Annotated in this window: 25 protein-coding genes; 17 read left to right on the top strand and 8 right to left on the bottom strand. The window is 68.4% G+C overall.

Features of this window, described 5'->3' with window-relative positions:
• The first annotated feature begins 474 nt into the window (after nt 1-474).
• Nucleotides 475-768 (top strand): hypothetical protein, encoded by a 294-nt coding sequence (locus tag ACWEWT_RS00125; RefSeq protein ID WP_452554545.1) that lies wholly within the window; start codon nt 475-477, stop codon nt 766-768.
• 386 nt (nt 769-1154) lie between these two features.
• Nucleotides 1155-4451, top strand: coding sequence for a bifunctional lysylphosphatidylglycerol synthetase/lysine--tRNA ligase LysX (gene lysX, locus ACWEWT_RS00130; RefSeq protein ID WP_452554547.1), 3297 nt, complete (start codon nt 1155-1157; stop codon nt 4449-4451).
• Between the two features lie 28 nt (nt 4452-4479).
• Here the strand turns inward: lysX and ACWEWT_RS00135 are convergent, their stop codons facing one another.
• A complete protein-coding gene (locus ACWEWT_RS00135; protein WP_452554549.1) occupies nt 4480-5169 on the bottom strand; it encodes a rhomboid-like protein in 690 nt (229 codons plus the stop codon).
• A gap of 346 nt (nt 5170-5515) precedes the next feature.
• Here ACWEWT_RS00135 and ACWEWT_RS00140 point away from each other — a divergent pair, with 346 nt between their 5' ends.
• Nucleotides 5516-6847, top strand: coding sequence for an alpha/beta hydrolase (locus ACWEWT_RS00140; RefSeq protein ID WP_452554551.1), 1332 nt, complete (start codon nt 5516-5518; stop codon nt 6845-6847).
• On the opposite strand, the gene ACWEWT_RS00145 is transcribed toward ACWEWT_RS00140, so the two are convergent.
• Nucleotides 6774-7685 carry a helix-turn-helix domain-containing protein gene (locus tag ACWEWT_RS00145; protein ID WP_452554553.1) on the bottom strand — a complete coding sequence of 304 codons (912 nt, stop codon included), beginning with the start codon at nt 7683-7685 and terminating at the stop codon, nt 6774-6776. The genes ACWEWT_RS00140 and ACWEWT_RS00145 overlap by 74 nt on opposite strands.
• A 170-nt stretch (nt 7686-7855) precedes the next feature.
• Between ACWEWT_RS00145 and ACWEWT_RS00150 the strand changes: the two genes are divergently transcribed.
• The 3 genes from ACWEWT_RS00150 (at nt 7856) to ACWEWT_RS00160 (ending at nt 11941) form a co-directional block, all read left to right on the top strand.
• Nucleotides 7856-9691 (top strand): ABC transporter ATP-binding protein, encoded by a 1836-nt coding sequence (locus tag ACWEWT_RS00150; protein WP_452554555.1) that lies wholly within the window; start codon nt 7856-7858, stop codon nt 9689-9691.
• On the top strand, nt 9688-11403 hold the full coding sequence (locus ACWEWT_RS00155; protein ID WP_452554557.1) for an ABC transporter ATP-binding protein: 1716 nt from the start codon (nt 9688-9690) through the stop codon (nt 11401-11403). Before ACWEWT_RS00150 ends, ACWEWT_RS00155 begins: the two co-directional genes overlap by 4 nt.
• Before the next feature lie 61 nt (nt 11404-11464).
• Entirely contained in the window at nt 11465-11941 is a 477-nt protein-coding gene (locus ACWEWT_RS00160) for an RNase H family protein (RefSeq protein ID WP_452554559.1), read from the top strand.
• 399 nt (nt 11942-12340) lie between these two features.
• On the opposite strand, the gene ACWEWT_RS00165 is transcribed toward ACWEWT_RS00160, so the two are convergent.
• Nucleotides 12341-12769: a hypothetical protein gene (locus ACWEWT_RS00165; RefSeq protein WP_452554561.1), complete on the bottom strand. Its 429-nt coding sequence runs from the start codon at nt 12767-12769 to the stop codon at nt 12341-12343.
• A 160-nt stretch (nt 12770-12929) separates the two neighbouring features.
• Here ACWEWT_RS00165 and ACWEWT_RS00170 point away from each other — a divergent pair, with 160 nt between their 5' ends.
• The 8 genes from ACWEWT_RS00170 (at nt 12930) to ACWEWT_RS00205 (ending at nt 18609) form a co-directional block, all read left to right on the top strand.
• Nucleotides 12930-13592: a DUF998 domain-containing protein gene (locus ACWEWT_RS00170; protein ID WP_452554563.1), complete on the top strand. Its 663-nt coding sequence runs from the start codon at nt 12930-12932 to the stop codon at nt 13590-13592.
• Nucleotides 13593-13651: 59 nt separating this feature from the next.
• Complete coding sequence (locus tag ACWEWT_RS00175; RefSeq protein WP_452554565.1) at nt 13652-14023, top strand: YciI family protein; 372 nt, start codon at nt 13652-13654, stop codon at nt 14021-14023.
• Entirely contained in the window at nt 14020-15291 is a 1272-nt protein-coding gene (locus tag ACWEWT_RS00180; protein ID WP_452554567.1) for an RNA polymerase sigma factor, read from the top strand. Before ACWEWT_RS00175 ends, ACWEWT_RS00180 begins: the two co-directional genes overlap by 4 nt.
• Before the next feature lie 119 nt (nt 15292-15410).
• Nucleotides 15411-15740 carry an ArsR/SmtB family transcription factor gene (locus tag ACWEWT_RS00185; RefSeq protein WP_452554569.1) on the top strand — a complete coding sequence of 110 codons (330 nt, stop codon included), beginning with the start codon at nt 15411-15413 and terminating at the stop codon, nt 15738-15740.
• Nucleotides 15737-16465 carry a cation transporter gene (locus ACWEWT_RS00190; protein WP_452557605.1) on the top strand — a complete coding sequence of 243 codons (729 nt, stop codon included), beginning with the start codon at nt 15737-15739 and terminating at the stop codon, nt 16463-16465. The genes ACWEWT_RS00185 and ACWEWT_RS00190 overlap by 4 nt, the downstream gene beginning before the upstream one ends.
• 171 nt (nt 16466-16636) lie before the next feature.
• Nucleotides 16637-16987, top strand: a complete 351-nt coding sequence (locus tag ACWEWT_RS00195) for a DUF3703 domain-containing protein (RefSeq protein WP_452554571.1) — start codon at nt 16637-16639, stop codon at nt 16985-16987.
• 273 nt (nt 16988-17260) lie between these two features.
• Nucleotides 17261-17932 (top strand): DsbA family protein, encoded by a 672-nt coding sequence (locus tag ACWEWT_RS00200; RefSeq protein WP_452554573.1) that lies wholly within the window; start codon nt 17261-17263, stop codon nt 17930-17932.
• Nucleotides 17933-18219: 287 nt separating this feature from the next.
• The gene (locus ACWEWT_RS00205) at nt 18220-18609 is read left to right on the top strand and encodes a hypothetical protein (RefSeq protein ID WP_452554575.1); all 390 of its coding nucleotides are present in this window, start codon (nt 18220-18222) and stop codon (nt 18607-18609) included.
• A gap of 361 nt (nt 18610-18970) precedes the next feature.
• Here the strand turns inward: ACWEWT_RS00205 and ACWEWT_RS00210 are convergent, their stop codons facing one another.
• Nucleotides 18971-20761, bottom strand: a complete 1791-nt coding sequence (locus tag ACWEWT_RS00210; RefSeq protein WP_452554577.1) for a thiamine pyrophosphate-requiring protein — start codon at nt 20759-20761, stop codon at nt 18971-18973.
• A gap of 353 nt (nt 20762-21114) precedes the next feature.
• Complete coding sequence (locus tag ACWEWT_RS00215; protein ID WP_452554579.1) at nt 21115-21714, bottom strand: hypothetical protein; 600 nt, start codon at nt 21712-21714, stop codon at nt 21115-21117.
• Between the two features lie 423 nt (nt 21715-22137).
• Here ACWEWT_RS00215 and ACWEWT_RS00220 point away from each other — a divergent pair, with 423 nt between their 5' ends.
• Nucleotides 22138-22938, top strand: a complete 801-nt coding sequence (locus ACWEWT_RS00220; protein WP_452554581.1) for a hypothetical protein — start codon at nt 22138-22140, stop codon at nt 22936-22938.
• Here ACWEWT_RS00220 and ACWEWT_RS00225 read toward each other — a convergent pair.
• From ACWEWT_RS00225 to ACWEWT_RS00235, 3 genes are all read right to left on the bottom strand, one after another.
• Entirely contained in the window at nt 22916-23383 is a 468-nt protein-coding gene (locus tag ACWEWT_RS00225) for a hypothetical protein (RefSeq protein WP_452554583.1), read from the bottom strand. The two genes, ACWEWT_RS00220 and ACWEWT_RS00225, sit on opposite strands and share 23 nt — an antisense overlap.
• A 19-nt stretch (nt 23384-23402) precedes the next feature.
• Nucleotides 23403-23717, bottom strand: a complete 315-nt coding sequence (locus tag ACWEWT_RS00230; RefSeq protein ID WP_452554584.1) for a hypothetical protein — start codon at nt 23715-23717, stop codon at nt 23403-23405.
• Nucleotides 23718-23783: 66 nt separating this feature from the next.
• Nucleotides 23784-24074, bottom strand: coding sequence for a hypothetical protein (locus ACWEWT_RS00235; protein WP_452554586.1), 291 nt, complete (start codon nt 24072-24074; stop codon nt 23784-23786).
• A gap of 246 nt (nt 24075-24320) precedes the next feature.
• Here ACWEWT_RS00235 and ACWEWT_RS00240 point away from each other — a divergent pair, with 246 nt between their 5' ends.
• Complete coding sequence (locus ACWEWT_RS00240) at nt 24321-24995, top strand: response regulator transcription factor (protein ID WP_452554588.1); 675 nt, start codon at nt 24321-24323, stop codon at nt 24993-24995.
• A gap of 28 nt (nt 24996-25023) precedes the next feature.
• Complete coding sequence (locus tag ACWEWT_RS00245) at nt 25024-25182, top strand: hypothetical protein (RefSeq protein WP_452554590.1); 159 nt, start codon at nt 25024-25026, stop codon at nt 25180-25182.
• Nucleotides 25183-25238: the final 56 nt, after the last annotated feature.

Below are 25238 nucleotides of genomic sequence, written 5' to 3' on the forward strand. Positions count from 1 at the left end.
CTAGATATCTATCATCATTAGGTTTTCTGGTCAATCGCGGGCCGAGCCGGCGACAGGGTGGGTCGCCTGCCGGGGTGCTCGGCGTACACATGCTGCGTGAGCCCGGCCGCGCGGTTCGACAAGTGGGGTCCGGTGCCGGCCGGGTCGGTGTGGGCAGGCAGTCGGCTGTCGCCGGTCGCGGCGTCCGCTGTCCTCGCGGTGGCGCGAGGTGTGGATACGGCGGAGGATTGCGCTGGGCGATACTCCCGGGCGCCGGTCCCGAGTCGAGGTCACGGAAACATGCCGTGTGCGTGTTCCCGGGACGGGTCGTGCGACACCACCTGCTCCACCCGTCCGCACCTGGTCGGATGGTTATCGAACAGTGACAGCGCGCCGCGCTCGGGTGGGGTTACCATCCGAAATGGCAGATCGCATCTCGCCCGCAGAGCGGGCCGGCAGTTGTTCGGTGGATACGACATGATCCGGAGGTCGGCCGTGGCCCGACGTAAGGATAACGCGGTTCCGAGCCGTTCCGGGCGCGGTCGTGCCCGGGCTGCTTCGATCGGCATGCGGGTGAATCGGCGCCGGGCCTCGGCCGGGCCGGCCGGCGGTCGTCGCCGGTTCGCCGGTACGGATATCGGCTCCATAGCGCTGGCGTTGCTGGCCTGTGTGTTGCTCGGCGCGGGCGTCGCCGATATCTCTCATTCGGCGGTATGGGTGATCACGGCGGTCGTGGGAATCGCTACCGGGTTGGTGCTGACGTTGGCCATCCTGCGGTCATCGAGTTGAAGCTTCAACTTATTGCTGTGGCCGCCGGAATCGAGAGCGGGTGGCCGGCCGGTGTGGCCGTCGGCGCAGAGTCGAGGTCCGGACGTTATTGCCGGGCACAGCGCGGCGGGTCGGTCTCGCTACCTCGCGACAGTGAGTCGTCGAAGCGCGTCGGATGTGCGAAGTAACGGCAATCGGTATGTGATGTGCCCGCCCGGCTCCCGGGGCCGGTGTTCGCGCGACGCGCCGGCCGTCGCCGGCGGCCGCGGCACACGATTCGGTCTCCGCCCGCTCTTGCTCATGGTGCGGCTGATCGGCGGTGGGGATCGCGATGAGAACAGTGGCTCGGAAGTGCTGTCGGAGGCCGATCGCGAGAGAGGGAAGCCATGGCCGGGAAAGCGTTAGCCATGCTTTTGCGTCTCCGCCGGGGCTGGGTGGATCGCCGTGGCGAAGTGCCGCACTTCGCCGCGGTCACGGTCGGTGTGTTCGCGGCCGCCGTCGCCGTCTGGAGCCTGTCGTCGACGCTGCGGAAGGTGTTGCACGTCCCCCGCGCGTACATAGACCACTACTACTTCGGGGCACCGGATACGAGCGTCACCTGGGCGCTGGTACTCGGCCTGCTGGCCGCCGCCCTGGCACGGCGTAAACGAGTCGCCTGGTGGCTGCTGACGGTGTACCTGGCCGCGTTCACCGTGCTCAACCTGATCGAGGTGATCGCGCACCACAGTGCGCACGCCGCGGTGGCTCTCGGTGTGCACCTCGTGGCGCTCGCGATCCTGATCGCCGCCCACCGGGAATTCGGCACCCGGGTCCGGCGCGGTGCGGGCCGACGCGCTCTGCTCGTGCTCGTCGGCCTGCTGTCGGTCGGGACGATGCTCGGCTGGGGGCTGGTCGAATTCTTTCCCGGGACCCTCGCCCCCGGGCAACGGTTCCTCTGGTCGTTCGCGCGGGTGACCGCGCTCGCCGCGGCGATCAGCCGCGAATCCGAGGTATTCGACGGCCGTCCCGGACCCGGGCTCAACACGCTGCTCGGACTCTTCGGCGTGGTCGCCGTGCTGGCAGCGGTCTTCGTGCTCTTCCGGTCCCAGCGTGCCGACAACGCGATGGCCGGCCTCGACGAATCCGCCCTGCGCGGCCTGCTCGCCACCTCCGCCAACCCTGATTCGCTGGACTACTTCGCCACCCGCCGTGACAAGTCGGTGGTTTTCGCACCCGACGCCACCGCGGCCATCACCTACCGGGTCGAAGCCGGCGTCTGCCTGGCGGGTGGTGACCCGCTCGGCTCGGCCGTGCACTGGCCACAGGTGATCGCCGAATGGCGCGAATTGTGTGCGCGATACGGCTGGGAACCCGCGGTGATGGGCGCGAGCGAAGCGGGTGCCCGCGCACACGCGGCGGCCGGGGCGGCGGTACTTCATCTGGGTGACGAGGCCGTCGTGTCGACCCGGGCGTTGCGCACGCTCGGCGGTCAGGAGATGCGTGCCGTGCGGCAGGCCGCCACCCGGGCCCGCAGCCACGGCCTCCGGGTCCGGGCCCGCCGGCATCGTGATATCCCACCCGGCGAAATGGGCGAAATCGTGCGGCTGGCCGATCTGTGGCGCGATACCGAGACCGAACGCGGTTTCTCGATGGCGCTCGGCCGGCTCGGGGATCGTCTCGACGGCGATTGTGTACTCGTCGAGGCGCTGACCGCCGCCGGGGAGCGCGTCGGCTTGCTGTCCTTCGTGCCATGGGGTGCCACGGGCGCGTCACTGGATCTGATGAGACGCGCCGCGCACGCGCCGAACGGCTGCGTGGAGCTGATGGTGACCGAACTCGCGGCGGTCGCCGACGGGTTCGGTCTGCGGCGGCTGTCGTTGAATTTCGCGGTGATGCGATCGGCTTTCGAGGAGGGCGCGCGCATCGGCGCCGGACCGATCCTGCGGCTGTGGCGATCGGTGCTGGTGTTCTCGTCCCGGTGGTGGCAGTTGGAGACCCTGTATCGCGCCAACGCGAAATATCAGCCGCAATGGGTACCCCGGTTCGTCTGCTTCCAGGACAAGCGCTCGCTGCCGCGGGTCGGCTGGGCCGCCGCGATGGCGGAGGGCTTCGTCACGATGCCGTGGCGCGACGATCGCGGTGACACCGCGCGCGAACACACCGGAATCCGGACCGCGGTACCCGCCGCGGTACTCGAGTCCGGTGTACTGCACGCCGACGGCAGCCCGCCCCTGATCGCCGAGCACGCTCCGGCCGCGCACCGCCGCCGCAGGCCCGAACAAGTCCGGGTCCGGCTGGACCGACTCGCTGCGCTCGGTGCCGCCGGTATCGACCCGTATCCGGTCGCTGTGGCGCCGACCCATACGATCGGCGAGGCGGCGCATGCGGCACCGGGCACCACGGTGAACATCGCGGGCCGGATTCTGCGGCTGCGCGATTTCGGCGGCGTGGTGTTCGTGGTGCTGCGCGACTGGTCCGGTGATATCCAGGTGCTCGTCGACGCCGAGCGGGTGAGCCGCTGCCGGGTGCGCGAGTTCGCCGACTTCGATCTCGGCGATCTGGCCGGTGTCCGCGGCACGGTCGGGGCCAGCCGGAACGGAACGATTTCCGTCCTCGCCGATGATTGGCGGCTGGACGGGAAATGTCTGCACCCGCTACCCGACAAATGGCGCGGGCTGGTGGATCCCGAAGCCCGGGTCCGGCAGCGCTATGTCGACTTGGCGATCGACCTACCTGCCCGCGGGGTACTGGAGCGGCGCAGTGCCATCATCCGGTCGATGCGCGATACGCTCGGCGCCCGCGGCTACCTCGAAGTCGAGACCCCGATCCTCCAGCAAGTGCACGGCGGCGCGAACGCGGCACCGTTTCGCACTCATATCAACGCCTACGACCTCGATCTGTACCTGCGGATCGCTCCGGAGCTGTATCTCAAGCGCCTGTGCGTCGCCGGTATCCCCAGGGTTTTCGAACTCGGCCGGGTGTTCCGGAACGAGGGGGCCGACTTCGCGCACAATCCCGAGTTCACGATCCTGGAGGCGTACGAGGCCTACAGCGATTACGAGAAGATGATGGAACTGTGCCGCAGCCTCATCCAGACGGCCGCGGTCGCCGCGCACGGCAGGCAGATCGTCCAACGCCCGGGACCGGACGGCACGCTGGTCGAGGTCGATATCTCCGGGCCGTGGCCGGTGCGGACGATGCACGACGCGGTCGGCGAGGCGATCGGATACCATCTCACTCCGCAGACTCCGGCCCTGGTGCTACAGCAGTTGTGCGACGAGCGGGGGATCCCGTATCAGCCGAATCGGGACGCGGGCGCGCTGGCGCAGAAGATGTACGAACACCTGGTCGAGGGCCGTACCGAGTTCCCCACGTTCTATACGAATTTCCCGACCTCGATGTCACCGCTGACCCGGCCGCATCCGACCATCCCCGGTGTCGCGGCGAAATGGGATCTGGTCGCGTGGGGCGTGGAACTCGGTACGGCCTACAGCGAACTGACCGATCCGATAGACCAGCGGCGCCGCCTCACCGCGCAGTCGCTGCTGAATGCCGCCGGTGACGAGGAGGCCATGGAGGTGGACGAGGACTTCCTCCAGGCGCTCGAGCATGCCATGCCACCGACGGGCGGCCTCGGCCTCGGTGTCGACCGTGTCGTCATGCTCATCACCGGCGGCAGCATCCGGGAATCACTCGCGTTCCCGCTGGCGAAACCGCGCGGATAGCCGCGGCCGTCCGGCCCCGGCTCCGAAGTCAGTGGGAACTGACTCGTCGCCGCTGCCACGCCGTGGCCGGGTTCCACTCCGGCGCGGTCCGGCCACGCGTGAGCGGATAGGCGGCCAGCCCGAGCAACAGCGCCGAGAAATGCCCGAGCGCGGTGAATGTGGGATCGAGCAACAGCGGAACGGCGAACCAGCCGAGGATCGCGCCGAGGTACGGCCACCGCCACGGTCGGGCCACGTGATAGGTGAGGACCCCGACGACGCCGGCGAGGAAATAGCTCACACCGATATCGCGTACGTCGATCATTCCGGGATCGGCGTAACCGTGGCGAATGGCCAGGGCGAGTATGCCCTCGCTGAGATAGGTGGCCCCGATATGGGCGGAGAGACCGACGACAGCCCAGCGCAGCGAGCCGAGCCACCGTTCGGCCGGGGCATGGAAGACACAGAAGAACAGCAGGTAGGGCAGCCAGGCCGCGCCGTCGATCCACAGCAGACTGACCACGAGGACATGCACCGGGTCGGATTCGAGATGGTGGAGATTGGTCGACCGTTCACCCAGTAGACGCTGCAACTCGTCGGGGGATACCAGATGCTGGACGACCGTCGTCGCCAACAGGAATGTCAACCAGGAGAATGTCCACGGGGCGCTGCGCACGTAGTGCCACAGGAAAACCCTGCCACGGTACAGCGTGTGGCCTTTATCAGCAGTGTCGCTCATGGGCGGCCCTCCCAGTGGAGTCCTTCGCCGGAAGGCCGCGCACGATCCGGCCCGGCCGGAACCGGGAGATCCGCTTCCCACTCCTGCCGGGTGGCGATACGACCGCTGCGGTGCAGCCTTCGCGTACGAGACTACCCCTCGCCTTCGCGCGTCACCGCAGGCAAACGATCGGATTCCGCGCGGCCGAGGACCAGAGTTCCGACGCCCGGATCGCGGCTGTACCGGTTCCGTTCATCAGGCTGTCCGGCCGGACCACCTCGCGATACCGACCGGGTCGGGTCGCGGTCCTGTCGGTGTCTGCGCCGGCCGGTTCACCTCGTGGCGCGGTGCTCGCATACTGGACCTTATGTCGTGGAGCGAGCTCCTCGGAGCGGTGCTCGACCTACGGGTGACCGAGACGGGCGCGGTTTTCGTGTTCGTCGCCGTCACGGCAGTGGGTCTGGCCACGCTGGCTACCCGGCTACGGCGTTCCTGGCTGCTCGTCGGGCTCGCGACGGTGGCGGTGGCGGCCGTCGTATCCGTGGTGCTCGCCGCGGTACTGGTCGAGAAAGTGTGGCAGCCGTTCCCGGACCGTCTACCCGGGGTCGTCTATGTCTGGTCGGGTGTAGCGGTTCTCGCCGTAGCACTGATCGTCGGCCGGTTTGTCGTTCGCCGCCGGGATCGGTCACGGCCCTTGGTCGCCGCCGGGCTCCTCGGTGTGGCAGCGGTGGTGGTGCTCTGCGCCGCCGGCGGAATCAACGCGGTCTACGAGGCGTATCCGACCATGCGCACCGTCCTCGGTATCAGCGACTATCGCACCGTCCCGTTCGACGACTCGCTGGCCCGCCCGCCGGGCGCCGGCGCGGGGCCTCCGCTCGCGAGCTGGACACCCCCCACCGATCTGCCGGCGTCCGGTGCGGTGACGGAGACCGCGATCCCGGGGGCGGCGTCCGGGTTTTCCGCCCGTGCGGCGCGGATCTATCTACCGCCCGCCTACTTCGCCACTCCGCGGCCCGACCTGCCGGTACTCGTTCTCCTGGCGGGTGAACCCGGCGGTACTCAGGACTGGCTGGTCGGTGGCCGGTTGACCAGGACCATGGACGCCTACGCGGCCGGGCACCGGGGGCTTTCCCCGATCGTCGTCCTCGCCGACGGCACCGGCGGTCAGTTCCGCAATCCGCTCTGCGTCGATTCGCGGCTCGGAAACGCCGCGACATACCTGAGCGTCGATGTACCGCAGTGGGTGCGTACCCATCTGCAGGTGGACCCGGATCCACGGGCGTGGGCGGTCGGTGGTCTGTCGGCCGGGGGGACCTGCGCCGTACAGCTGGCGACTACCCGTCCCGGCACTTACCCCACATTTCTGGACATGTCCGGGCAGGCCGAGCCGTTCCTCGGCGATCGGGACACCACGATCCGGGAGATCTTCGGCGGCGACGCGCAGGCATTCGCCCGTAACGACCCCACCGAACTGCTGGCCCGGAACAGATACCCCGACTCGGCCGGCGCGTTCGTGGTAGGTCTCCAGGACACGGAGAACCGTGAGGCGGTCGAGCGACTCGCCGCCGCGGCGCGGGCCGCGGGAATGGATGTCCATCTCACCGAGGTGCCGGGCAGGCACAACTTCACGGTGTGGTCTGTGGGACTGGAGAAAGAGTTGCCGTGGCTCGGCCACCGACTCGGGCTCGACGTGTCGTGACGGTACGTGGGGCCGCAGAGACACCATGTGCCGCCGAGGCGGTATCGATGAAGTCGCCACCGGCGTCCGCTGAACCTCCGAGATCGAAGCGGATACCGGCGCGCAGCATCCGGCTGGCCGGCAGGCCGATCATGTCGCGGAAGGTCTCACTGAAGTGGGAAGGGGTCGCGAACCCGGCGTCGAGGGCGGATCGGGTGAGATCGTGGCCTGCCACGGCGCCGCGGACGGTGTGGATCGTGCGGTTCCACCGCTGATACCCACGGAATGTGGTGCCGCACTGCTGGGTGAACAGGCGCAGGAAATGGGTGGTGGACAAGCCCAGGTTCGCGGCGATGCGGTCGGCGCGGAAAGTGCGGGCCGGATCGCTGCGGATGGCGGCCGCGATCCGCTCGATGCGTGGATCGGTGACCGGTGTGGGGCCGGCGAGAGCTCGCGCGTAGATGCGGTCCGGATCCACGACCGGCGCGCGGCACAGGTCGACGAGTTCACGCTCGCGTCGGTGAGCGAGTCCGAAAGGGGCAGCGGCATAGATCATTTCGTCGGAGATCGCGGTCGCGGTCGCACCCGCGGGGTCGACGAACAGTGCCAGGATCCATCCCTCGGTCGCGATGATGCGCTGCGTCGTGCGGGCGGGAGCGAAGGAACTGCCGGTGCGTACCGGCCCGTGTGCCGTATGCAGGACGAGCGGCGCGTCCAGGCCGACGCTGAGCATCGCGACCGCGGGCGAATGCGGGTCGACACCGAGATCCGGCCCGATATAGCCGACGTGCCCGGGGCGCACCCAGGCGACCGGCGCCCGGACCGGACCGCAGGTTTCCGAAAGCGCGTCGGTGCTCACAGTTGTCAGAGTATCGCTACGCCGCCGGACCTACGGCGGTCGACGATTTCCTGGAGACCAGTTATGCGAGGCAGAGTTCCCCTGGGGGCGCGGCTACCGGCCACCCTCTCGACCGATACGCACCGGGATGCTGTCCTCCCCGGCCGCGGCGAAGACGAAGACGGGCGCCGATGACCACCGCTGGTGCCGACACGGCGAAGCCGTCCCCGCCGCCCGCGGATATCCATTCCGCTACGGGACCCGGTGCCACCCGGCTGCTGCGCCCGTATCTGGGCGGATTCACCGCCGTGGTGGCCCTTCAGGTGGTCGGGGGTGTCGCCGGCCTGGCTCCGCTGCTGGCTGTCGTCGAACTGGGCCGGATTCTGTTGTCGGCCGGTCCCGTCGACCACGGGCGTGCCTGGACCGTCGTGGTCGCGGGTGCGGCCGGTCTGTTCATCCGATTGCTGTGTACGGCGGCATCGTCGGGTATCGGACATCTGCTCGACAGCCGGGTACAACTATCGTTGCGGCGGCAGCTGGCGGCCCGGCTGGGTCGGGTGCCGATGGGCTGGTTCGCCCGCCGCCGGACCGGTGAGCTGGCCCAGTTGGTGGGTGACGATGTGAGCGCGGTGCACCCGTTCATCGCGCACGCTCCCGGCGAGCTGGTGTCGGCGTTCGTGGTGCCGCTGGTTTCGCTGGTCTATCTGTTCACCATCGACTGGCGGCTGACGTCGATCACGCTGATCCCGGTAGTGCTGGCCGTCGGGCTGGTGCCGTTGATGATGACCCCGTCCCGGCTGCGTGAGCAGGAGGATTTCGATGCGGGGATGAGTCGGGTCGCGAGTTCGGTCGTGGAGTTCGTGCAGGGCATCGCGGTCGTCAAGGCGTTCGGCGGATCCGGGCGCGCCCACCGCGCGTTCCGCACGGCGGTGGACGACTTCGTCGGCACCTTCTTGCGGTGGGTGCGCGGTCTGGCCCCGATCGCCGCGGGAATGCAGCTGGTGCTGTCGCCGCCGTTCGTGCTGCTGGTCGTGCTGATCGGTGGGGCCGTCCTGATCGAAGACGGTTCACTGGCACCGGCGGATCTGTTGCCGTTCCTGCTGCTGGGGCTGGGACTGACAGCCCCGGTGGCGGCGCTGGGGCACGGTTTCGACGATCTGCAAGCCGCCCGCCGCGCGGTCGGCCGGATCCGGGATGTGCTGGCGGTGGAGCCGCTGCCGCAACCCGCGCGCCCGCTGACGCCGCGGGGGCACCGGGTGGAACTGCGCGACGTCCGCTTCGGCTACACCGCCGACCGCGAAGTACTGCGCGGGGTCGACCTGGTCCTGGAACCGGGGACGGTCACCGCGCTCGTCGGGCCCTCGGGCGGCGGGAAATCCACCCTGGTGCAGCTGTTGCCCCGGTTCTTCGACCCCACACACGGTTCGGTGCGGATCGGCGGCGTCGACCTGCGCGACCTCGCCGACGGGCAGCTCTTCCGGATGGTGTCGTTCGTGTTCCAGGATGTGCGGCTGGTGCGCGCGTCGATCGCGGACAATATCGCGCTGGCGGTGCCCGACGCCGGCCTCGAAGAGGTGGTGCGCGCGGCCGAGCTGGCCGATATCCACGGCCGGATCCTGCAGCTGCCGAACGGCTACGACACCGTCATCGGCGCCGGCGTCGGATTGTCCGGTGGTGAGGCGCAACGGATCTCGATCGCCCGCGCGTTGCTGGCCGATACGCCCGTTCTGGTGCTCGACGAGGCGACCGCGTTCGCCGACGCGCGGACCGAACAGGCCGTGCGCCGCGCCTTGACGAGCCGGAAAGGCGATCGCACGATCCTGGTCATCGCCCACCGCCTGGAGACCGTCGCCGACGCCGATATCGTCGTGACGCTGGAGAACGGATCGATCGCCGAACGCGGCCACCCCACCGAACTACTCGCGCGGGACGGAAAGTTCGCCGAGTTCTGGCGAGTCCACCGGGCGGCGATCACCGATGCCGCCGAAATCGGTTCCGGCGCAGTGCGAGGAGAAGAGTACCGATGATCCGAATGTTGTTGCGGGTGCTCGGGCCCGAGTACGCACGACCCGTGCGCCGCACGGTGGCGCTGATGACGGCGACCGCGGCCGCCGAGGGATTGTCCTATGCCTTGCTGGTCCCCGTCCTGCGCGCGCTGTTCGGCAGCACGCCCGCGGATGCCCGGCCCTGGCTGATCGCGTTCGGGGCCGCGGTCGCGGCCTTCGCGGTGCTGCGCTATCTCACCGACCTGTCCGGTTTCCGGGTCGGGTCCACGCTGCTCCGGGGCATGTACCACCGCCTCGGGGATCATCTGGCCCGCTTGCCCCTGGGCTGGCACAGCACGAACCGCATCGGGGAGACCTCGGTGCTCGCCAGTCGCGGCGTCCTGGAAGCGATGAGCGTGATCGCGCATCTGCTGGCACCGTTCGTCGCCGCCGCGGTGACTCCGCTGACAATCGTGGCCGTTGTATTCGCGTTCGATCGACAGCTGGGTTCTGCCGCGATGCTCGCGGTCCCGGTCGTCGCGGTGGTCCAGATCTGGATGGGACGGTCGGCGTCCGCCGGCGATACGGAGCGCTCCGGACGCGCCCGGGAGGCCACCGATCGGGTCATCGAGTTCCTCCGGGCGCAGCCGGTGCTGCGCGCCGGCGGCCGGACCACGGAACGCTTCCGATTGCTCGACGATTCGCTCCGGGAGCTCGAGCGCGCGTCCCGGCGTTCGACCCTCGCCACACTGCCCGGGGTGGTGGCCTCGGCACTCACGGTGCAGGCGATGTTCACCGGGCTACTGGTTCTGGCCACCTACCTGGCACTCGGCGGAAACATCGGCGCGGCAGAGGTGCTGGCGATCCTGGTGCTCGCGGCGCGCTGCGCGGATCCGCTGCTGTCGCTGGCCGATATCGGCGGCAAACTACGCGGCGCGCGTTCGGTACTGGTGCGACTGGACGCCCTCCTGCGCACCGAGCCGCTCCCGGAACCGCACGAGCCGATCCGGCCGCGGCACCACGACCTCGCGTTCGACCGCGTCACATTCGGGCACGACGGCCGGACCGTGATCGATGATGTCTCGTTCTCCGTACCAGCGGGACAGCGGGTCGCCCTGGTCGGGCCGTCCGGCGCGGGCAAGAGCACACTGCTACAACTGCTCGCGCGTTTCTACGATGTGGACGCGGGTGCCGTGCGCGTAGGCGGGGTGGACGTGCGCGAGATCGGCACCGAGGTGTTGAGCGGGCAGATCGCCATCGTCTTCCAGGACGTCTACCTCTTCGACGGCACCATCGAGGAGAACGTCCGCCTGGGCCGGTCCGGCGCGAGCGACGCCGAGGTTCGGGCGGCGGCGGCCGCGGCCCGGTTGGACGAGGTGATCGAGCGTCTCCCCGGCGGCTGGGCGGCGCAGGTCGGCGAGGGCGGCGCACTGCTCTCCGGGGGCGAACGCCAGCGTGTCGCAATCGCCCGAGCCCTGCTGAAGAACGCGCGCATCGTGCTGCTGGACGAGGTGACCTCGGCACTCGACCCGGTGAACGAGGCCGCTGTTCACGCGGGCATCGAACGCCTCATGACCGGCCGCACCGTAGTGATCGTGGCGCACCGCCTGCGGACCGTCCGATCGGCCGACCATATCGTCTTCCTCGACCGCGGCCGGATCGCCGAGCAGGGCAGCCACGACGACCTGCTGAGCCGTGCCGGCCGGTATGCCGACTTCTGGAAGCTGTCCTTGTCGCCGGCAGGAGGCGAATGACAGACGGCAGCTGATACCTCAACGTGGCTCTCCGAGGTGTGAACGAGAGTAACGTTGCGACATGACGAATGACGGGGAGGAAGTCGTCGATATCTTCACTCGCGGTGCGTGCTGGGGCGACCGAGGACCGGGCGGATGGGGCGTATTGCTGCGCTCGGGACAAGGCGAACGTGAGGTCTTCGGAGGCGATCCGTCCACGACCGGCGACCGCATGCAGTTGACGGCGGTGGTCCGCGGGTTGGAGTCGTTGATGCGTCCGGCTGTCGTCCGGTTGTGGTCGGACAGTGAGTACGTGATCGCGGGGGCGCGCGATCGGCTGCCGTCGCGCGTGGGCAGTTCGTCGACCGGTGGCGGACAAGTGGTCGCGGATATCGATCTGTGGCGGCGGCTGGATGATCTGCTTCGGGAACACCGGGTCGAATGGGTGCGAGGGCGCGGTTCAGGTGGTGCGGTCGAGTTCGAGCGTGTGGAGCGGCTCGCGGTGCGGGGTGCGGGGAGGGGGGGCGGCGATGGATCAGACCGGGTTGCCGCCGAGTGAGCCAGGAGCCCGAAGAGCGACGGATGCCGAATTCGAAGGGGAAGAATCGGGTTCGGGTCGGTCGCGCCGTTCCGATTCGTGGCTTACTGCGGCCGATTGGATATACGGGCTGTTCTTCCGCTGATCGCCCAGGCCCAGCCCGGCGAAGCTCTCTTCGTCGATCCGCGAATCCGTGGTGGGGGTCAGCGGAAAGGCCGACAGTCCCGTGAATATGCGCACGACAACAGTGGACCACCGGCACTGATCATCGCGGTGACCGGGTCTCTGCCGGCGATCCCGTCGGCATCGCGCGCGGATCATCCGGTCGCGCGGTCCCGTCTGCGCCGGCCGGTGGCCATCGGCCACCCGTCACAGGCCGGGACCGACTGTGACGGGCGGCGATCGACGCGAACCGCCGGTTCAGATCCGGGTCATGGCCGAGGTGTATCCGCCCCCGCCGGGGTAGACCCATTCGCCGGTGACGGTCGTGCCGTCGGTGTCGAAGGTGCCCCGGTAGTAGGCGGGGCCGTCTTTGGCGCCGGCCCAGATGGTGAGTGTGTCTCCGGCCAGTTCGTAGACGTAGTCGAAGGTGTTGCCGGCCGAGTCGTAGTACCGCGAGGCCACGTCGGGTCCGGTCGGTTCGCCGAACGGGTGCAGGTTGCCGATCACTTCCATGCCGGTGACGGGTTCGCCGTACTGGGTGAGCTCCACATGCTGGAGCAGGAAGAACCGGCCCGGCATCCATTCGTAGCGCACGGTTCCCTCCGCACCACCGCTGACCTTCCACGTGCCGACGAGGCGGTCCAGTGCCCGCAGTTCGGGGGTGGGCTGTGGCCGGGTCTCGATCATTTTCGTCCTCCTGTGTAGGGGTTGCTCGCTGCTACCTCGGTGCTGTCATACGGGCTTCGACATCGATCGACTGTGATCCGTCTCACTTCGTCCCGTGTCGGGATCTGCGCGGTGGCTCCGAGGTAGCAGCGACAACTCACTACCGAGGAAGGAAATACCGATGACCTCCCCAGCCACCACCCCGACCGCCTCCGCCACTGTCCGTACCCGGAGCCGGATATCCGAGGGCTTGTTGCTCGCCGGTGCTGCCGCCGGTCCGCTGTTCTTCGCCTCGTCGATCACTCAGATGTTCACCCGCGAGGGTTTCGACATCACCCGGCATCCGATCAGCCAGCTCGCGACCGGCGATCTCGGCTGGATCCAGATCCTCACCTTCAGCACCGCGGGAACGGGCGCGCTGGCCCTGGCCATCGGCCTGCGCCGCACGCTCACCGAAGGAACCGGGCGACGAGTGCTGCCGATCCTGGTGGGCATCTTCGGAATCGGGCTCGTCGCGGCGGGGATGTTCACCATGGACCCGGAGAACGGGTTCCCGGCCGGTACCCCCGACGAGCCGGTCGCGCAGATGTCCTGGCACAGCATCGCGCATTCGGCAGCCGCCGCGGGGGCCTTCACCGCACTCGCGATCGCGGCACTGACGCTGAGTGTGCGGTGCGCTCGCCGGCGTCAGGTGCCGCCCGCCGTGGCGAGCGCCCTGGCCGGACTGGTCCTGCTGGTGCCCATGTCACCGGAGTACATGAGCGTCCAGATCGCGATCAACGGCGCGGTCGCTTTCACCTGGACCACCGTGGTGGCACTGTCCCGGCGACGCTACGTCTCCTGAGCGGAGGACGCTTGCGCACCGGTTACCGTGACGACGATCCCACCACATAGGAGGACCCTGTGAAGTATCTGCTTCTCGGCTACACCCCGGCCACCGCGTGGGACGCCGCGACTGCCGACACCCCCTCGGCGGAGGCGATGGCCGCCTTCGCCACCTATCAGCAGCTGGAAAAGGATCTGATCGCCTCCGGCGAGCTCGTCAGCACCGAGGGGCTCGGCCACCCGGCCGTCAGCACCACTGTTCGCAAGTCCGCCGACGGCGTGGTCGCGACCGACGGGCCGTTCGCGGAGTTGAAGGAGGTCCTGGCCAGCTTCGCCGTGATCGACGTCGCCGGACACGAACGGGCCGTGCAGATCACCGCCCGCATCGTCGAAGCGCTCGGCGAACCGATCGAGATCCGCCCGATCATGGGCGCGGACTTCACCGCGTGACCCGCGAGATCGAGGACCTGCTGCGCGCCGAGGCGCCGCAGGTCCTCGGTGCGCTGGTCCGCCGCTTCGGCCGCTTCGACACCGCGGAGGACGCCGTGCAGGAGGCGTTGCTGGCCGCCGCGGGCACGTGGCCGGTCGAGGGCGTCCCGGACAACCCGCGCAGTTGGCTCATCCGCGTCGCCTACCGGCGAATGGTCGACCTGCTGCGTTCCGATCAGGCCCGCCGGCGCCGTGAGCTGGAGACCGGTGCCGCCGAGCTGGCCATGACCGAACCCGCGCGGGCGAGGCGGGTCGGCGGGATGGACGACAGTCTCACCCTGCTGTTGCTCTGCTGCCACCCCGCGCTCGGCCACACCTCCCGGGTAGCGCTCACCCTGCGTGCGGTCGGTGGTCTGACCACTGCCGAGATCGCGCACGCCTACGGTACGACCGAGGCCACCATGGGCACCCGGATCAGCCGTGCCAAACAGCAACTCGCGAAGGCCGGTGCCCGCTTCACCCTCCCCACCGGCACCGACCGTGACAGCCGGACAGCCGCGGTCCTGGAGGTGCTGTACCTCGTCTTCAACGAGGGCTACACCGCAACCGCCGGAACCGAACTCACCCGCGTCGATCTCACCGGCGAGGCCATTCGGCTGACCAGAATGCTGCACACCACCGTGCCCGGCGAGGCCGAGGTGACCGGTCTGCTCGCGCTGATGCTGCTCACCGAATCACGCCGCCCGGCCCGCACCGAGGCAGGCGAACTGATACCTCTCGCCCATCAGGACCCCGCTCGATGGAATCGCGAAATGATCCATGAGGGAACCGCACTCATCGACGGTGTCTGGAACCGCGGCCCGGCCGGCCCGTACCAGCTCCAAGCCGCGATCGCCGCGGTACACGCCGCTGCCGGGCCGGGCCGGACCGACTGGTCCCAGATCGCCGTGCTCTACCTGTGGCTCGAGCGCCTCACTCCCACACCGCCCGTCCAACTCGCCCGCGTCGTGGCCGTCGCCCACGCCCACGGCCCGGCTCGGGGTCTGGCCCTGCTCGACGATCTCGACCGGCATCACCACCTCGACCGCAACCCCCTCACCCGGCAACGCGAACATGCCGTCCGCGCCCATCTGCTGGAGCAAACCGGCGACCGTTCCGCTGCCGCCGAACTCTTCCGTCGAGCTGCCGCGCTGACCGGCAATGCGGTCGAACAGCGTTACCTGCGCGACAAGGCCGACCGACTCGATCGCCCACAGCCGCCCCGCACCGAACCCGTTACGCCGACATGATCATCCACGCAGCGATGCGTCGACCGATCGGGCCCGGGATCGAAGAATGCCGGTTCCGGCAATGACCGGCCGAAAGTTCACTATTTTCTGAATACATAATTTTATGTACAGTCATGGGTATGGAGACCGCCGTGCACACCGATGCCCTGGCCCGTTTCGGCCACGCGCTGTCCGATCCGACGCGTACCCGGATCCTGTTGAGCCTGCGGCAGGTGCCCGGATATCCCTCGGAATTGGCCGAGCAGATCGGGGTGACCCGGCAGATCCTGTCCAATCATCTGGCCTGCCTGCGCGGCTGCGGCCTGGTGGTCGCCGTGCCCGAAGGGCGGCGCAGCCGCTACGAACTCGCCGACACCCGGATCGCCGCGGCACTGGATGATCTGCTCGGGCTGGTGCTGGCGGTGGATCCGGCGTGCTGCCCGGACGCCGAGGCCGAAGGCTGCTGCTGATGGCCTCGCTCGGCCTGCCCTCGCTGCCGTCCGCGGTGACCGCCTCCCGGGCGGATCCGGATCGGAAAGCCGTGCTGGCGCGGCGTATCCGCTGGTTCGTCGCCGCGACCATCACCTACAACGTGCTCGAGGCGATCATCGCGCTGTCCGAAGGCGCCCGGGTGTCCTCGACCGCGTTGATCGGGTTCGGCCTGGACTCGGTGATCGAGGTGTCCTCCGCCGCCGCGGTCGCGTGGCAGTTCGCCGGCCGCGATCCCGAAGCCCGGGAGCGGGTCGCCCTGCGGGTCATCGCGTTCTCCTTCTTCGCGCTCGCCCTCTACGTCACCGTCGATGCGATCCGGGCCCTGTCCGGGTTCGGCGAAGCGCGGCATTCCACGGTCGGGATCGCGCTGGCGGTGGCGAGCCTGGTGATCATGCCGGTGCTCTCGGTCGCGCAACGCCGCGCCGGTCGCGAACTCGGATCCGCCTCGGCGGTGGCCGATTCGAAGCAGACCCTGCTGTGTACCTATCTTTCGGCGGTCCTGCTGGTGGGGCTGCTGCTCAACAGTCTGTTCGGGTGGTCGTGGGCCGATCCGATCGCCGCCCTGGCCATCGCCGCGATCGCGGTGAAGGAAGGCCGCAATGCCTGGAAGGGCGATACCTGCTGCCCCGCACCGGCCGTTGCGCCGACCGGTCGCGGTGCGGCCGGTCGCGGCGGGCACGAGTGCGACTGCTGTCAGGGCTGAAACGATGTTCACCCGGCTGCGCCGCGAACGCCTGCTCACCGCAACCCGGTCGGCCGCCGCGCTCGGTATCGGCGCCGTCGTGGCGGGCGCTGCGATCGGGGGTGCTCTTCCTCGGCCGACTCTCGGCCGTGTCCGGTCCGTTCGTCATCACACTCGCGAGAGGAATCCTCGATGCCCCGGCTTCCCGAAGGCGCCCGCACCCGCTACTACGAGGAAATGCGCGCTGCCGCCACCAGTGCCGATATCGGCCGGCGCTGGAGGCATCTCGAACGTGCGCACATCCTGTCCCAACCGGATCCGTGGTTGCACACCCGCAACCATGTCGCCATGCTCGCCCTCGCGGTGCGGTGTCGCGATCGTCGTGAAGCGCTCGGCCAGGTCGTGCGGATCGTCGTCGCCGCTCCCGGCTCGCTGGCCGGTCGCTATCCCGCGGGCAACACCGGCCGCGCTCGCGTCGGCCTGCGCCGGCCGATGCCGGTGCCCGCCGATCTGGCGGCACTACTGGCGCCGACTGTAACCTGACCGCCACTGTCCGGGTTTGCGCGCCGGAACCCGGAACGCGACTCCGCCGCGGCCGGTCCGATCCACTACGGGCGGTGCCCCGGGCGTGTACCCGCCCCCGCTGGTCCGGTCATCCTCGTACAACCGGAGAGGCCACGATAAAAGCAGGCTTCTACCCGACCCGGTTGCGCGCACCTGGATCTTCGTTCACCCGAAATCGGACAATCGGGGCAGGGTCGGTACCGTATGCGGCGTGCTATCCGATTTATCCCTTTTCGCCGGGTTCGTGCTTCGATGACCGGCCCGGCGCGATCATCGCGCAGACTGCGAACCCTGATCACCCTGGCTGCTGTGCTCGCGGTACTGGTGACCGCCGCGGCGATCACCGCAGCCCGCAACCGCGACGACGAAACCGGCCGGGAAGCCGGTGCCGCACCGGTCTCGGCTGTACAGCCCGACAGCCACCGACTCTCCACCGCCCCCGGGAGCCGGGTCACCTTCGTCGAATTCCTCGACTTCGAATGCGAAGCCTGCCGCGCCGCCTACCCCCTCGTCGAGAAACTGCGCGAGGAATACCGCGACCGGGTCACGTTCGTCGTGCGCTACTTCCCCATCCCGTCCCATTTCAATGCCGAACGTGCGGCGCGAGCCGTGGAAGCCGCGGCCCAGCAGGGCCGCTTCGAGCAGATGTATCAGCGCATGTACGAAACCCAGACCGGGTGGGGCGAACAACGCATCCCCCTCGACAGTGTTTTCCGCGACTTCGCCGCAGACCTCGGCCTCGACCTCGCCGCCTATGACACCGCCTACGACAGCGCCGCCACCCTCGACCGCGTGCACGCCGACTTCGACGACGGCATCGCCCTCGGTGTCCGGGGCACTCCCACCTTCTTCGTCAACGACGAAATGATCGACGCCGACAGCTACGACGACCTCGCCGGCGCCCTCGATACTGCGCTCGGCTGACCCGGCACCGGCAGATCCGGAGCGCCACATCTGTCGGCCCGGCCTGCGAAAGGGTGTCGATAAACGGGTTCGACGGGCACCTCGCGGATCGGACTCCCGCTGATCGCGGTATCGGAGTGTGATCGAGTGGCATTCGGCCGCAGCCTCTTCGGTGATCGCCGGGCTGTACGACTCACAGCGCACCGCCCAGCACGCCCGTCATCTCGGTTCGGCGGAAAGGGGGCACCCGATGCCGCGGACTGTTAGCATCACCGCACCCGTTCGAGTATCGGCCTCCGGGAGCTCGCATGACTCCACCACGTCCACCCAGCACCGTGCGTGGGGCGGCTGTGATCATGTTCGTCGCGGCGGTCGGCTGCGCGATCTGCGCGGTCCTTCTCCTGTTCGGATACGCCGAAGACGATGAGGTACCCCGCGGGTTGGCCCAGGTCTTCGGCTTCGTCGCCATCGCACTGTCGATCGTCTGCGCAGTGATCGCGACCCTGGTCTGGTCCGGAAAACCCGAGGGTCGCAACGCGGCATCCGGTGTGGCCGCGCTCATCTGCGCGAACGCCGTCGCAGTGATGCTGGATTCGGACCCGGGATCGGTCGGCGTAGGTGTTGCGGCACTGATCCTCGCCGCCGCGATCGCCGGCCCCCTCTGGACGCCCTCCGCGCGGGCGTATTACGCGTACTGAGGACGCCAACCGTCTCTCCCGGACTGCGCCTGGTCGGGCCGGAAGCGGACGAGGCCGGTCCCGTGGTCCCCTTCGAGTGCCGGGCCGGACAGGATGCATCCGGTCGTCTCGAGCGGTGCAGCAGGGGACCGGGGACGCGCTGGTGGCTGTGGTCGGCCGGCTGTCGGCTTTCCTGCTCCTGGTCCGCGCCACCGCGGTGGGACTGCACCGGTGCCACCATGCTCGCCGTCGCGGGCGGGCTCGCCTTCACACACCAGTGACCCGGCGCTACCCGTCTCGGGCTACGGCACGCGTCCCACCCGGTCGGATGCCGGTGCCGAGCCGGATCGACCGGCCCGGCCGGCATACCGCGTATCCGTGGTCAGTGCCGCCCGGATACCAGCTCTTGGGATTTGGTTTTCAGCCCCTGTGCCATCAGGTGCCAGCCGTCCGGATCGCCGCGCAGTATCGCCTCGGCGGTGGATTTCATCTGTTCCCAGGTGGCATGGGGAGGGATGGGCGGGACCTCGGGGTCGCAGCGGACATCGAGGACGGTCGGCCGGTCCGCGGCGAGCGCTCGGCGCCAGGCCGGAGCGAGCTCGGCGGGATCGTCGACCGTGATCGCGTCCAGACCGGATGCGCGGGCGAGGTCGGCGTAGGAGACATCGGGAAGCGATTGCGACTCCTCGAATTTGGGAGACCCGCCCATCGAACGGAGCTCCCAGGTCACCTGGTTGAGGTCGTTGTTGTGGAATACACAGATCACCAGCCGGGGGTCGCTCCATTGCTGGTAATAGCGGTGGATGGTCAGCAGTTCGGCGGTCCCGTTCATCTGCATGGCGCCGTCGCCGACCAGCGCGATCACCGGCCGGTCCGGGTGGGCGAATTTGGCGCCGATCGCATACGGGACGCCGGGGCCCATGGTGGCGAGGGTGCCGGAGAGCGAACCGCGCATCCCCGCGCGCATGCGTAGGCAGCGGGCGTACCAGTTGGTCGACGATCCGGAGTCGGCGGTGAAGATCGTGTTCTCGGGAGCCAGCTGGGACAGTTCCCAGACGATCCGCATCGGGTTGACCGGCTCAGCCTCCAGCAAGGACTGCCGTTCGACGGTGTCCCACCAGCGGGCGACGTTGCCTTCGACGGTCTCGCGCCACTTCCGGTCGGTTTTCCGGGTGAGCAGGGGGAGTAGTTCGGTGAGCGTGCCGGCCGCGTCGCCGACCAGGTTGATCTCGGTCGGGTAGCGCATGCCGATCATGGTGCCGTCGATATCGATCTGGATCGCGCGGGCCTGCCCGAACTCCGGGAGGAACTGGGAGTAGGGGAAATTCGAGCCGATGATCAGCAACGTGTCGCAATCGCGCATCAGTTCGTAGCTCGGGCGGGTGCCGAGCAGGCCGATGGAGCCGGTGACATAGCTCATGTCGTCGGGCAGGACATCCTTGCCGAGCAGCGCCTTGGCCACACCGGCGCCGGTGAGTTCGGCGAGTTCGGCGACCTGATCGGCCGCAGCGCGTGCGCCCTGCCCGACCAGGATCGCCACCCGCGAGCCCGCCTCGATGATCTCGGCCGCCCGCCGGATATCCGCGCGGTCGGCGACGACCGTGCTGTGCAGCCGGCCGGGTGGGCTGGAGGGAACCTCTTTGAAGGCGTGTTCGGGCGGGCGGTATTCCTCCTCCTGCAGGTCGGCCGGGATGATCACGGCCGTGGGTGCGCGCCGGGTGCGGGCGGTGCGGAAGGCGCGATCGAGGGCATTGGGCAGCTGATCGGCGACATTGACCTCGACCAGGTAGTCCGAGGCCACATCTTTGTAGAGGCTCTGCAGGTCGATCTCCTGCTGGTAGCTGCCGCCCATCGCGCTGCGTGCCGTCTGCCCCACGATGGCCACCACGGGGACGTGGTCGAGTTTGGCGTCGTAGAGACCGTTGAGCAGGTGGACCGCGCCGGGTCCGGACGTGGCGGTGCAGACTGCCACCTCGCCGCTGAACTTGGCGTAGCCGACCGCTTGGAATGCGGCCATCTCCTCGTGCCGGGCCTGGACGAAGGCGGGATCGTTGCCGGCTCGGCCGAAGGCGGCGATCAAGCCGTTGATCCCGTCGCCCGGATACCCGAAGACGTGCTGGACGCCCCATTCGCGCAATCTCTGCAGGATGTAGTCGCCGACCTGGTCAGTCATTGTTCCTCTCCTGTCGTCGTGTGGGTGTCTTCGGCGGGCGTGCTACCCGCCCCGGGGACGACCAATCGGGTGAACAGCGCCGATATCGTGGGCAGGCGCGACTTCACCGCCACCGCACCGGTCCTCGACCGGCAACGCAGGCAATTCGAGCGTTGTATACGACGGGTGGCGAGCGCGCCCGGTCCGTCGCCAGTGGTCCGGCCCTGGTCCGCCGGCGGAACGGTCGGTGCCGATGGGCGGAAATCGAGTACAGCGGGGGCGGCCGGGCCGATGTACGGGATGGTGCACAGCGGCCTTACCGGGCTGGTTCTCCTTGTTCGCAGAGATGCCGCGCTGCCGGCCGGGCGCCGCTCTCAGTGCTGTCGCGGCATTGTGGCGGCGGCTACTGCGTCGGCGAAATCGCCGTGGCCGGCGATGACCTGTCCGGCCCGATAATGCGCCGCCCGCTCCGCGGTACGCGCGGGCTCTTCCCGGGTGATCCACGGCGTCCGGGAATCGGGCAGGCTCGGCCTCGTATTCGCAGTCCGCTCGGCCAGCTGGAGCGTGGTGAGCGCGCCGACCACGGTGGAGCGGATGGGCAGACCGGCGGTCCGCGGATCGGTGTCGGCGAGCCGGGCCAGGCGAGCATTCTCGATGACCAGGCAGATCCGGACACCGTTGCGCCGATGCCCGGCGCTGTCCTCGGCCAGCGCCGCCAAGGTACGTAGCGAGAGGAAATCGAGCCGGGCGGCGTCGATGATCAACGCCGCATTCGCGTCGGCCGCGGCATCGGCGGCATCGCCGACACGCTGCCGCCACAGTGGCAGGGTGAACGCGTCCGCTTCACCGCGGACACCGAGCAGGATGACGTCACCGCGGCGCTGGACCCGGAAGGTCAGCCGGTCCTCGGGCGATCGGCGGGCGGGGCACCCGGCGGTATGCGGAAACGGACGAGCGTGTGCAGAGGAAGACATGGGACACCTGAACGGGTCGGGACGCGGTGCGGCGTCGATTCGGGCCGACCCTGGACTCTCAAGGTGATTTCATGGCCCGTCCGGGCGAGCATACGCGACTACCTGCCGAGCGAGGGAAGTCGCGCTGATCCGGATTCGGCACGCGCCCTGGTCGAGGGGATATTTCGCCGATCCGCCGAAGTTCCGGCCGATGGCCGAGCGCCGGCCCTGATGGCTACGGCGGACACCTGGGGCGTTGCGGCCTTCGGTGCCGTGGGTGATCAATCGGCCCTCGCGAGCCTGCGGCTGTCGGGGTTCTCCACGGGGAGCCTCGCGATTGCGGCGCTCGTGGTGTGCCGACCCTGGTCGGTGGGCTCGCAGGCCATCCCGGTCACCGTCACTCGGTCAGGTGACAGCTCCGGCGCGGCGGAATAGGTTTCCACCATGACGAGCAACCCGTTCTTCGCCCGGAGCCCGCTTCCGTACGAACTTCCGGATTTCGCAAAGATCGGTGCCGAGCACTATCTGCCCGCGTTCGAGCGGGGGATGGCCGAGCAGTTGGCCGAGATCGATGCGATTACCTCCGAGGTCGAGGTGCCCACCTTCGACAATGTCGTCGTGGCGTTGGAGCGTTCGGGTGCGCTGCTGACGCGGGTGTCGAATGTGTTCGGCAATATCGCCGGCGCGGATTCCAGTGCGCAGTCCGACGCGATCGAGGCCGAGATCTCGCCGCGGCTCGCCGCGCACCGGGACGCCATCCATCTCGATCCGAAGCTCTTCGGTCTGCTCGACTCGCTGTACGGGCGGCGCGATGAACTCGGTCTGGACGAGGAGCAACTGCGACTGCTCGAGCTGTACCACCTCCGATTCGTCCGAGCCGGAGCCGGCCTGGATACCGTCCGGCAGGACCGGTTACGGTCGATCAACGTCGAACTCGCCGCATCGGAAACGGAATTCGGTCAGGCGAACACAGCAGGCCGCAACGCGGCGACGCTGATCCTGGACGGATCGTGTTCGGGGTTGCCGTCGTGTTTCGGCCGGGTTGTGCTGCCGCCGCCGTCGGTTTCGCCGGCCAGGAAGTGGCCCATCGCGACTTGCGCTTGTTGCTCCTCGGGGTACAAGGATCGGTCCTTGCTACGTTTCATCGGGACGAACAGCTGCGCCATCCCTGGACCACGCGGTCCGTCGGCGACGAGTGCGGTCGGTGGCATACGAGGCGCCTTCAGAAGTTCGAAGACGCGATAACCTGCCACTTCTCCGATGGCCAGCTGGCCGGGATATAAGGGAGCCAGTTGTCTTCCACGAAGACTTCCTCGGCGGCCGGCTTGTAGATGTAGAAGGCGCCGCCGGCATCGCGTGTGACATAGACACCATTGCCGGTTTCGGGCAGCCCTCTCGAGAACTCGTGGTCGATGGTGAGTTGCCGCGAGCGTACATGCAGCTCGGCTCGGCTCGGTGTATATGGCGGAAAGCGTCCACTGGGCGGGATCGCGCCGCGTGCGCCCGGTCGCGCAGTGGATCGAAAGACGAAATCGTTCCCTTTCGGCGTGAGCCGGGATCTGAGTACGTCTCTGTCTTCGAGGATGCGCACCCCATCCCAGATCTCGCTGATGGCGTCGCGCCGCCGTCCCGTTTGATGCCGTGCTGCGTCCGAGATCGCGCGTAGCAGGCGAAGTGTGGCAGCGTCCATGGTCTGCCAGGGTTGCTGGCTACTCATGGTCGATCGGCTGGTGCTCGCCGTAGTGCCGCATGCCCGCCGTGGGATCGATGCTCGGGGTGTGTGCAGTGCCCGGGCTTTCGTCCACCACCCGGCAGTAGCTCATGCGGCGTGGTCGCAGCGCTGCTTCGAGGAAGGCAGACCCATCCGCCGCGATGGCCGGTTCCACTCGGCCGGGAATACGTATACCTTGCTCGAACCACTGCCGCGCCAGGGGACAGCCATCCGGCTCGCCCAGGATCAATTCCACCGCTCCCGAGGCAGCGAGCCGGAACTCGGCGACACGTTCGTACTCGGTCGCGACCAACTCGTATACAGCAACCACCGTCGGCCAGCTTTCGGCCATGAATTCGCTCGCTTTCTCCAACCCTTCTCACGAGCCGGCTGACCCCAGACTTGCAGTGGGGTCCATCGCAGGGGTGAGCTGCGCGAGGAGCCGTCTGTAGGTGAGTTTCGGAAATACCGCGAAATGACGGCCTGGCGACGTACGTTCCGGGAACAGCCACAGCGACCGCATCATCGGTGGGAACGGTATCCGTCCATCGACTCCGGGTACCGGGGTCTCGCGCAGCGGTGATCGCGAATCAACGAGCGCCACGATAAAAGGCGCACCTATGCCTACGAGGATGCCGACGAGTTCGATCGTCTCCTCGATCTCGTCCACAGCTGATCGCGCACCGTGGTGCGCGGTATCCGGAGTCGGAAGGTCGGTGATCAGCGGGGCGTGCTTCCGGGCGAGCCGGTGACCGGGTTCGCCCGTGGTCGAGAAGGAGATGGAATCGCCACCGAGGCGGCACGTCGGCGGGTGTTGCTCGGCCGCGCTGTGAGAACGCTGAGAGCAATACCCGTTCCCAGCGTCTGTGCAGGTAATAACAGGGCTGACTGGGTCAGCCGAGAGAAAGGCGAGCGGGTGCGGGTTCTGGTGGTCGACGACGAAGTGCATCTGGCCGAGACACTCAGACGTGGGCTCACCACCGAAGGATTCGTGGTCGAGGTAGTCCACGACGGCACCGACGGCTACCACTCGGCGCTCACCGGGGACTACGACGTCCTGGTGCTCGACATCATGTTGCCGGGTAAACACGGCTATCAGATCGTGCGCGAACTGCGGGCCGCGCAGGTCTGGACGCCGGTGTTGATGCTCTCGGCCAAAGACGGTGAATACGATCAGGCCGACGCTTTCGACCTGGGCGCCGACGACTATCTGACGAAACCGTTCTCTTTCGTGGTACTCGTCGCCCGCCTGCGCGCCCTGGTCCGGCGCGGCGCGCCGGCGCGTCCGGTGGTGCTCGTCGCCGGCAGCCTGTCGCTGGATCCGGCGCGGCGTTACGTCATGCGGGCGGGGCGGCAACTGGAGTTGACCCCACGCGAATACGGTCTGCTCGAGTACCTCATGCGTCACAAAGGTGATGTGATGACCAAAGCCGAGATACTCCGGTCGGTATGGGACAGCAACTACGAGGGCGACGACAACGTCGTCGAGGTCTACGTCGGCTATCTGCGACGAAAAATCGACGCTCCGTTCGGCACCGACAGTATCGAGACCGTTCGCGGGGTGGGCTATCGGCTACGGGACGAGACGTGATCAGCACGGCCGGGAACACGGCACCGAGGTGGTCGAGCCATCGGAAGCCGAGCGCGTAGCCGATGATCCGGCCGGCTGTCGTCGCGACTACGAGGCATCCGACGAATTCGAGGCCGAACAGGGTCCACCGAGCTGCGTTTCCGGGATCGAGGATGCCCGCCCCTCGTCGCCGACGAAGGTCGGGTGATCGACTCGTGCCGGTCCTGTGCCCGGGATCGGGCGGGTACCCTGTCGTGCGGGCGG

This window comes from Nocardia sp. NPDC003963, assembly GCF_053605105.1.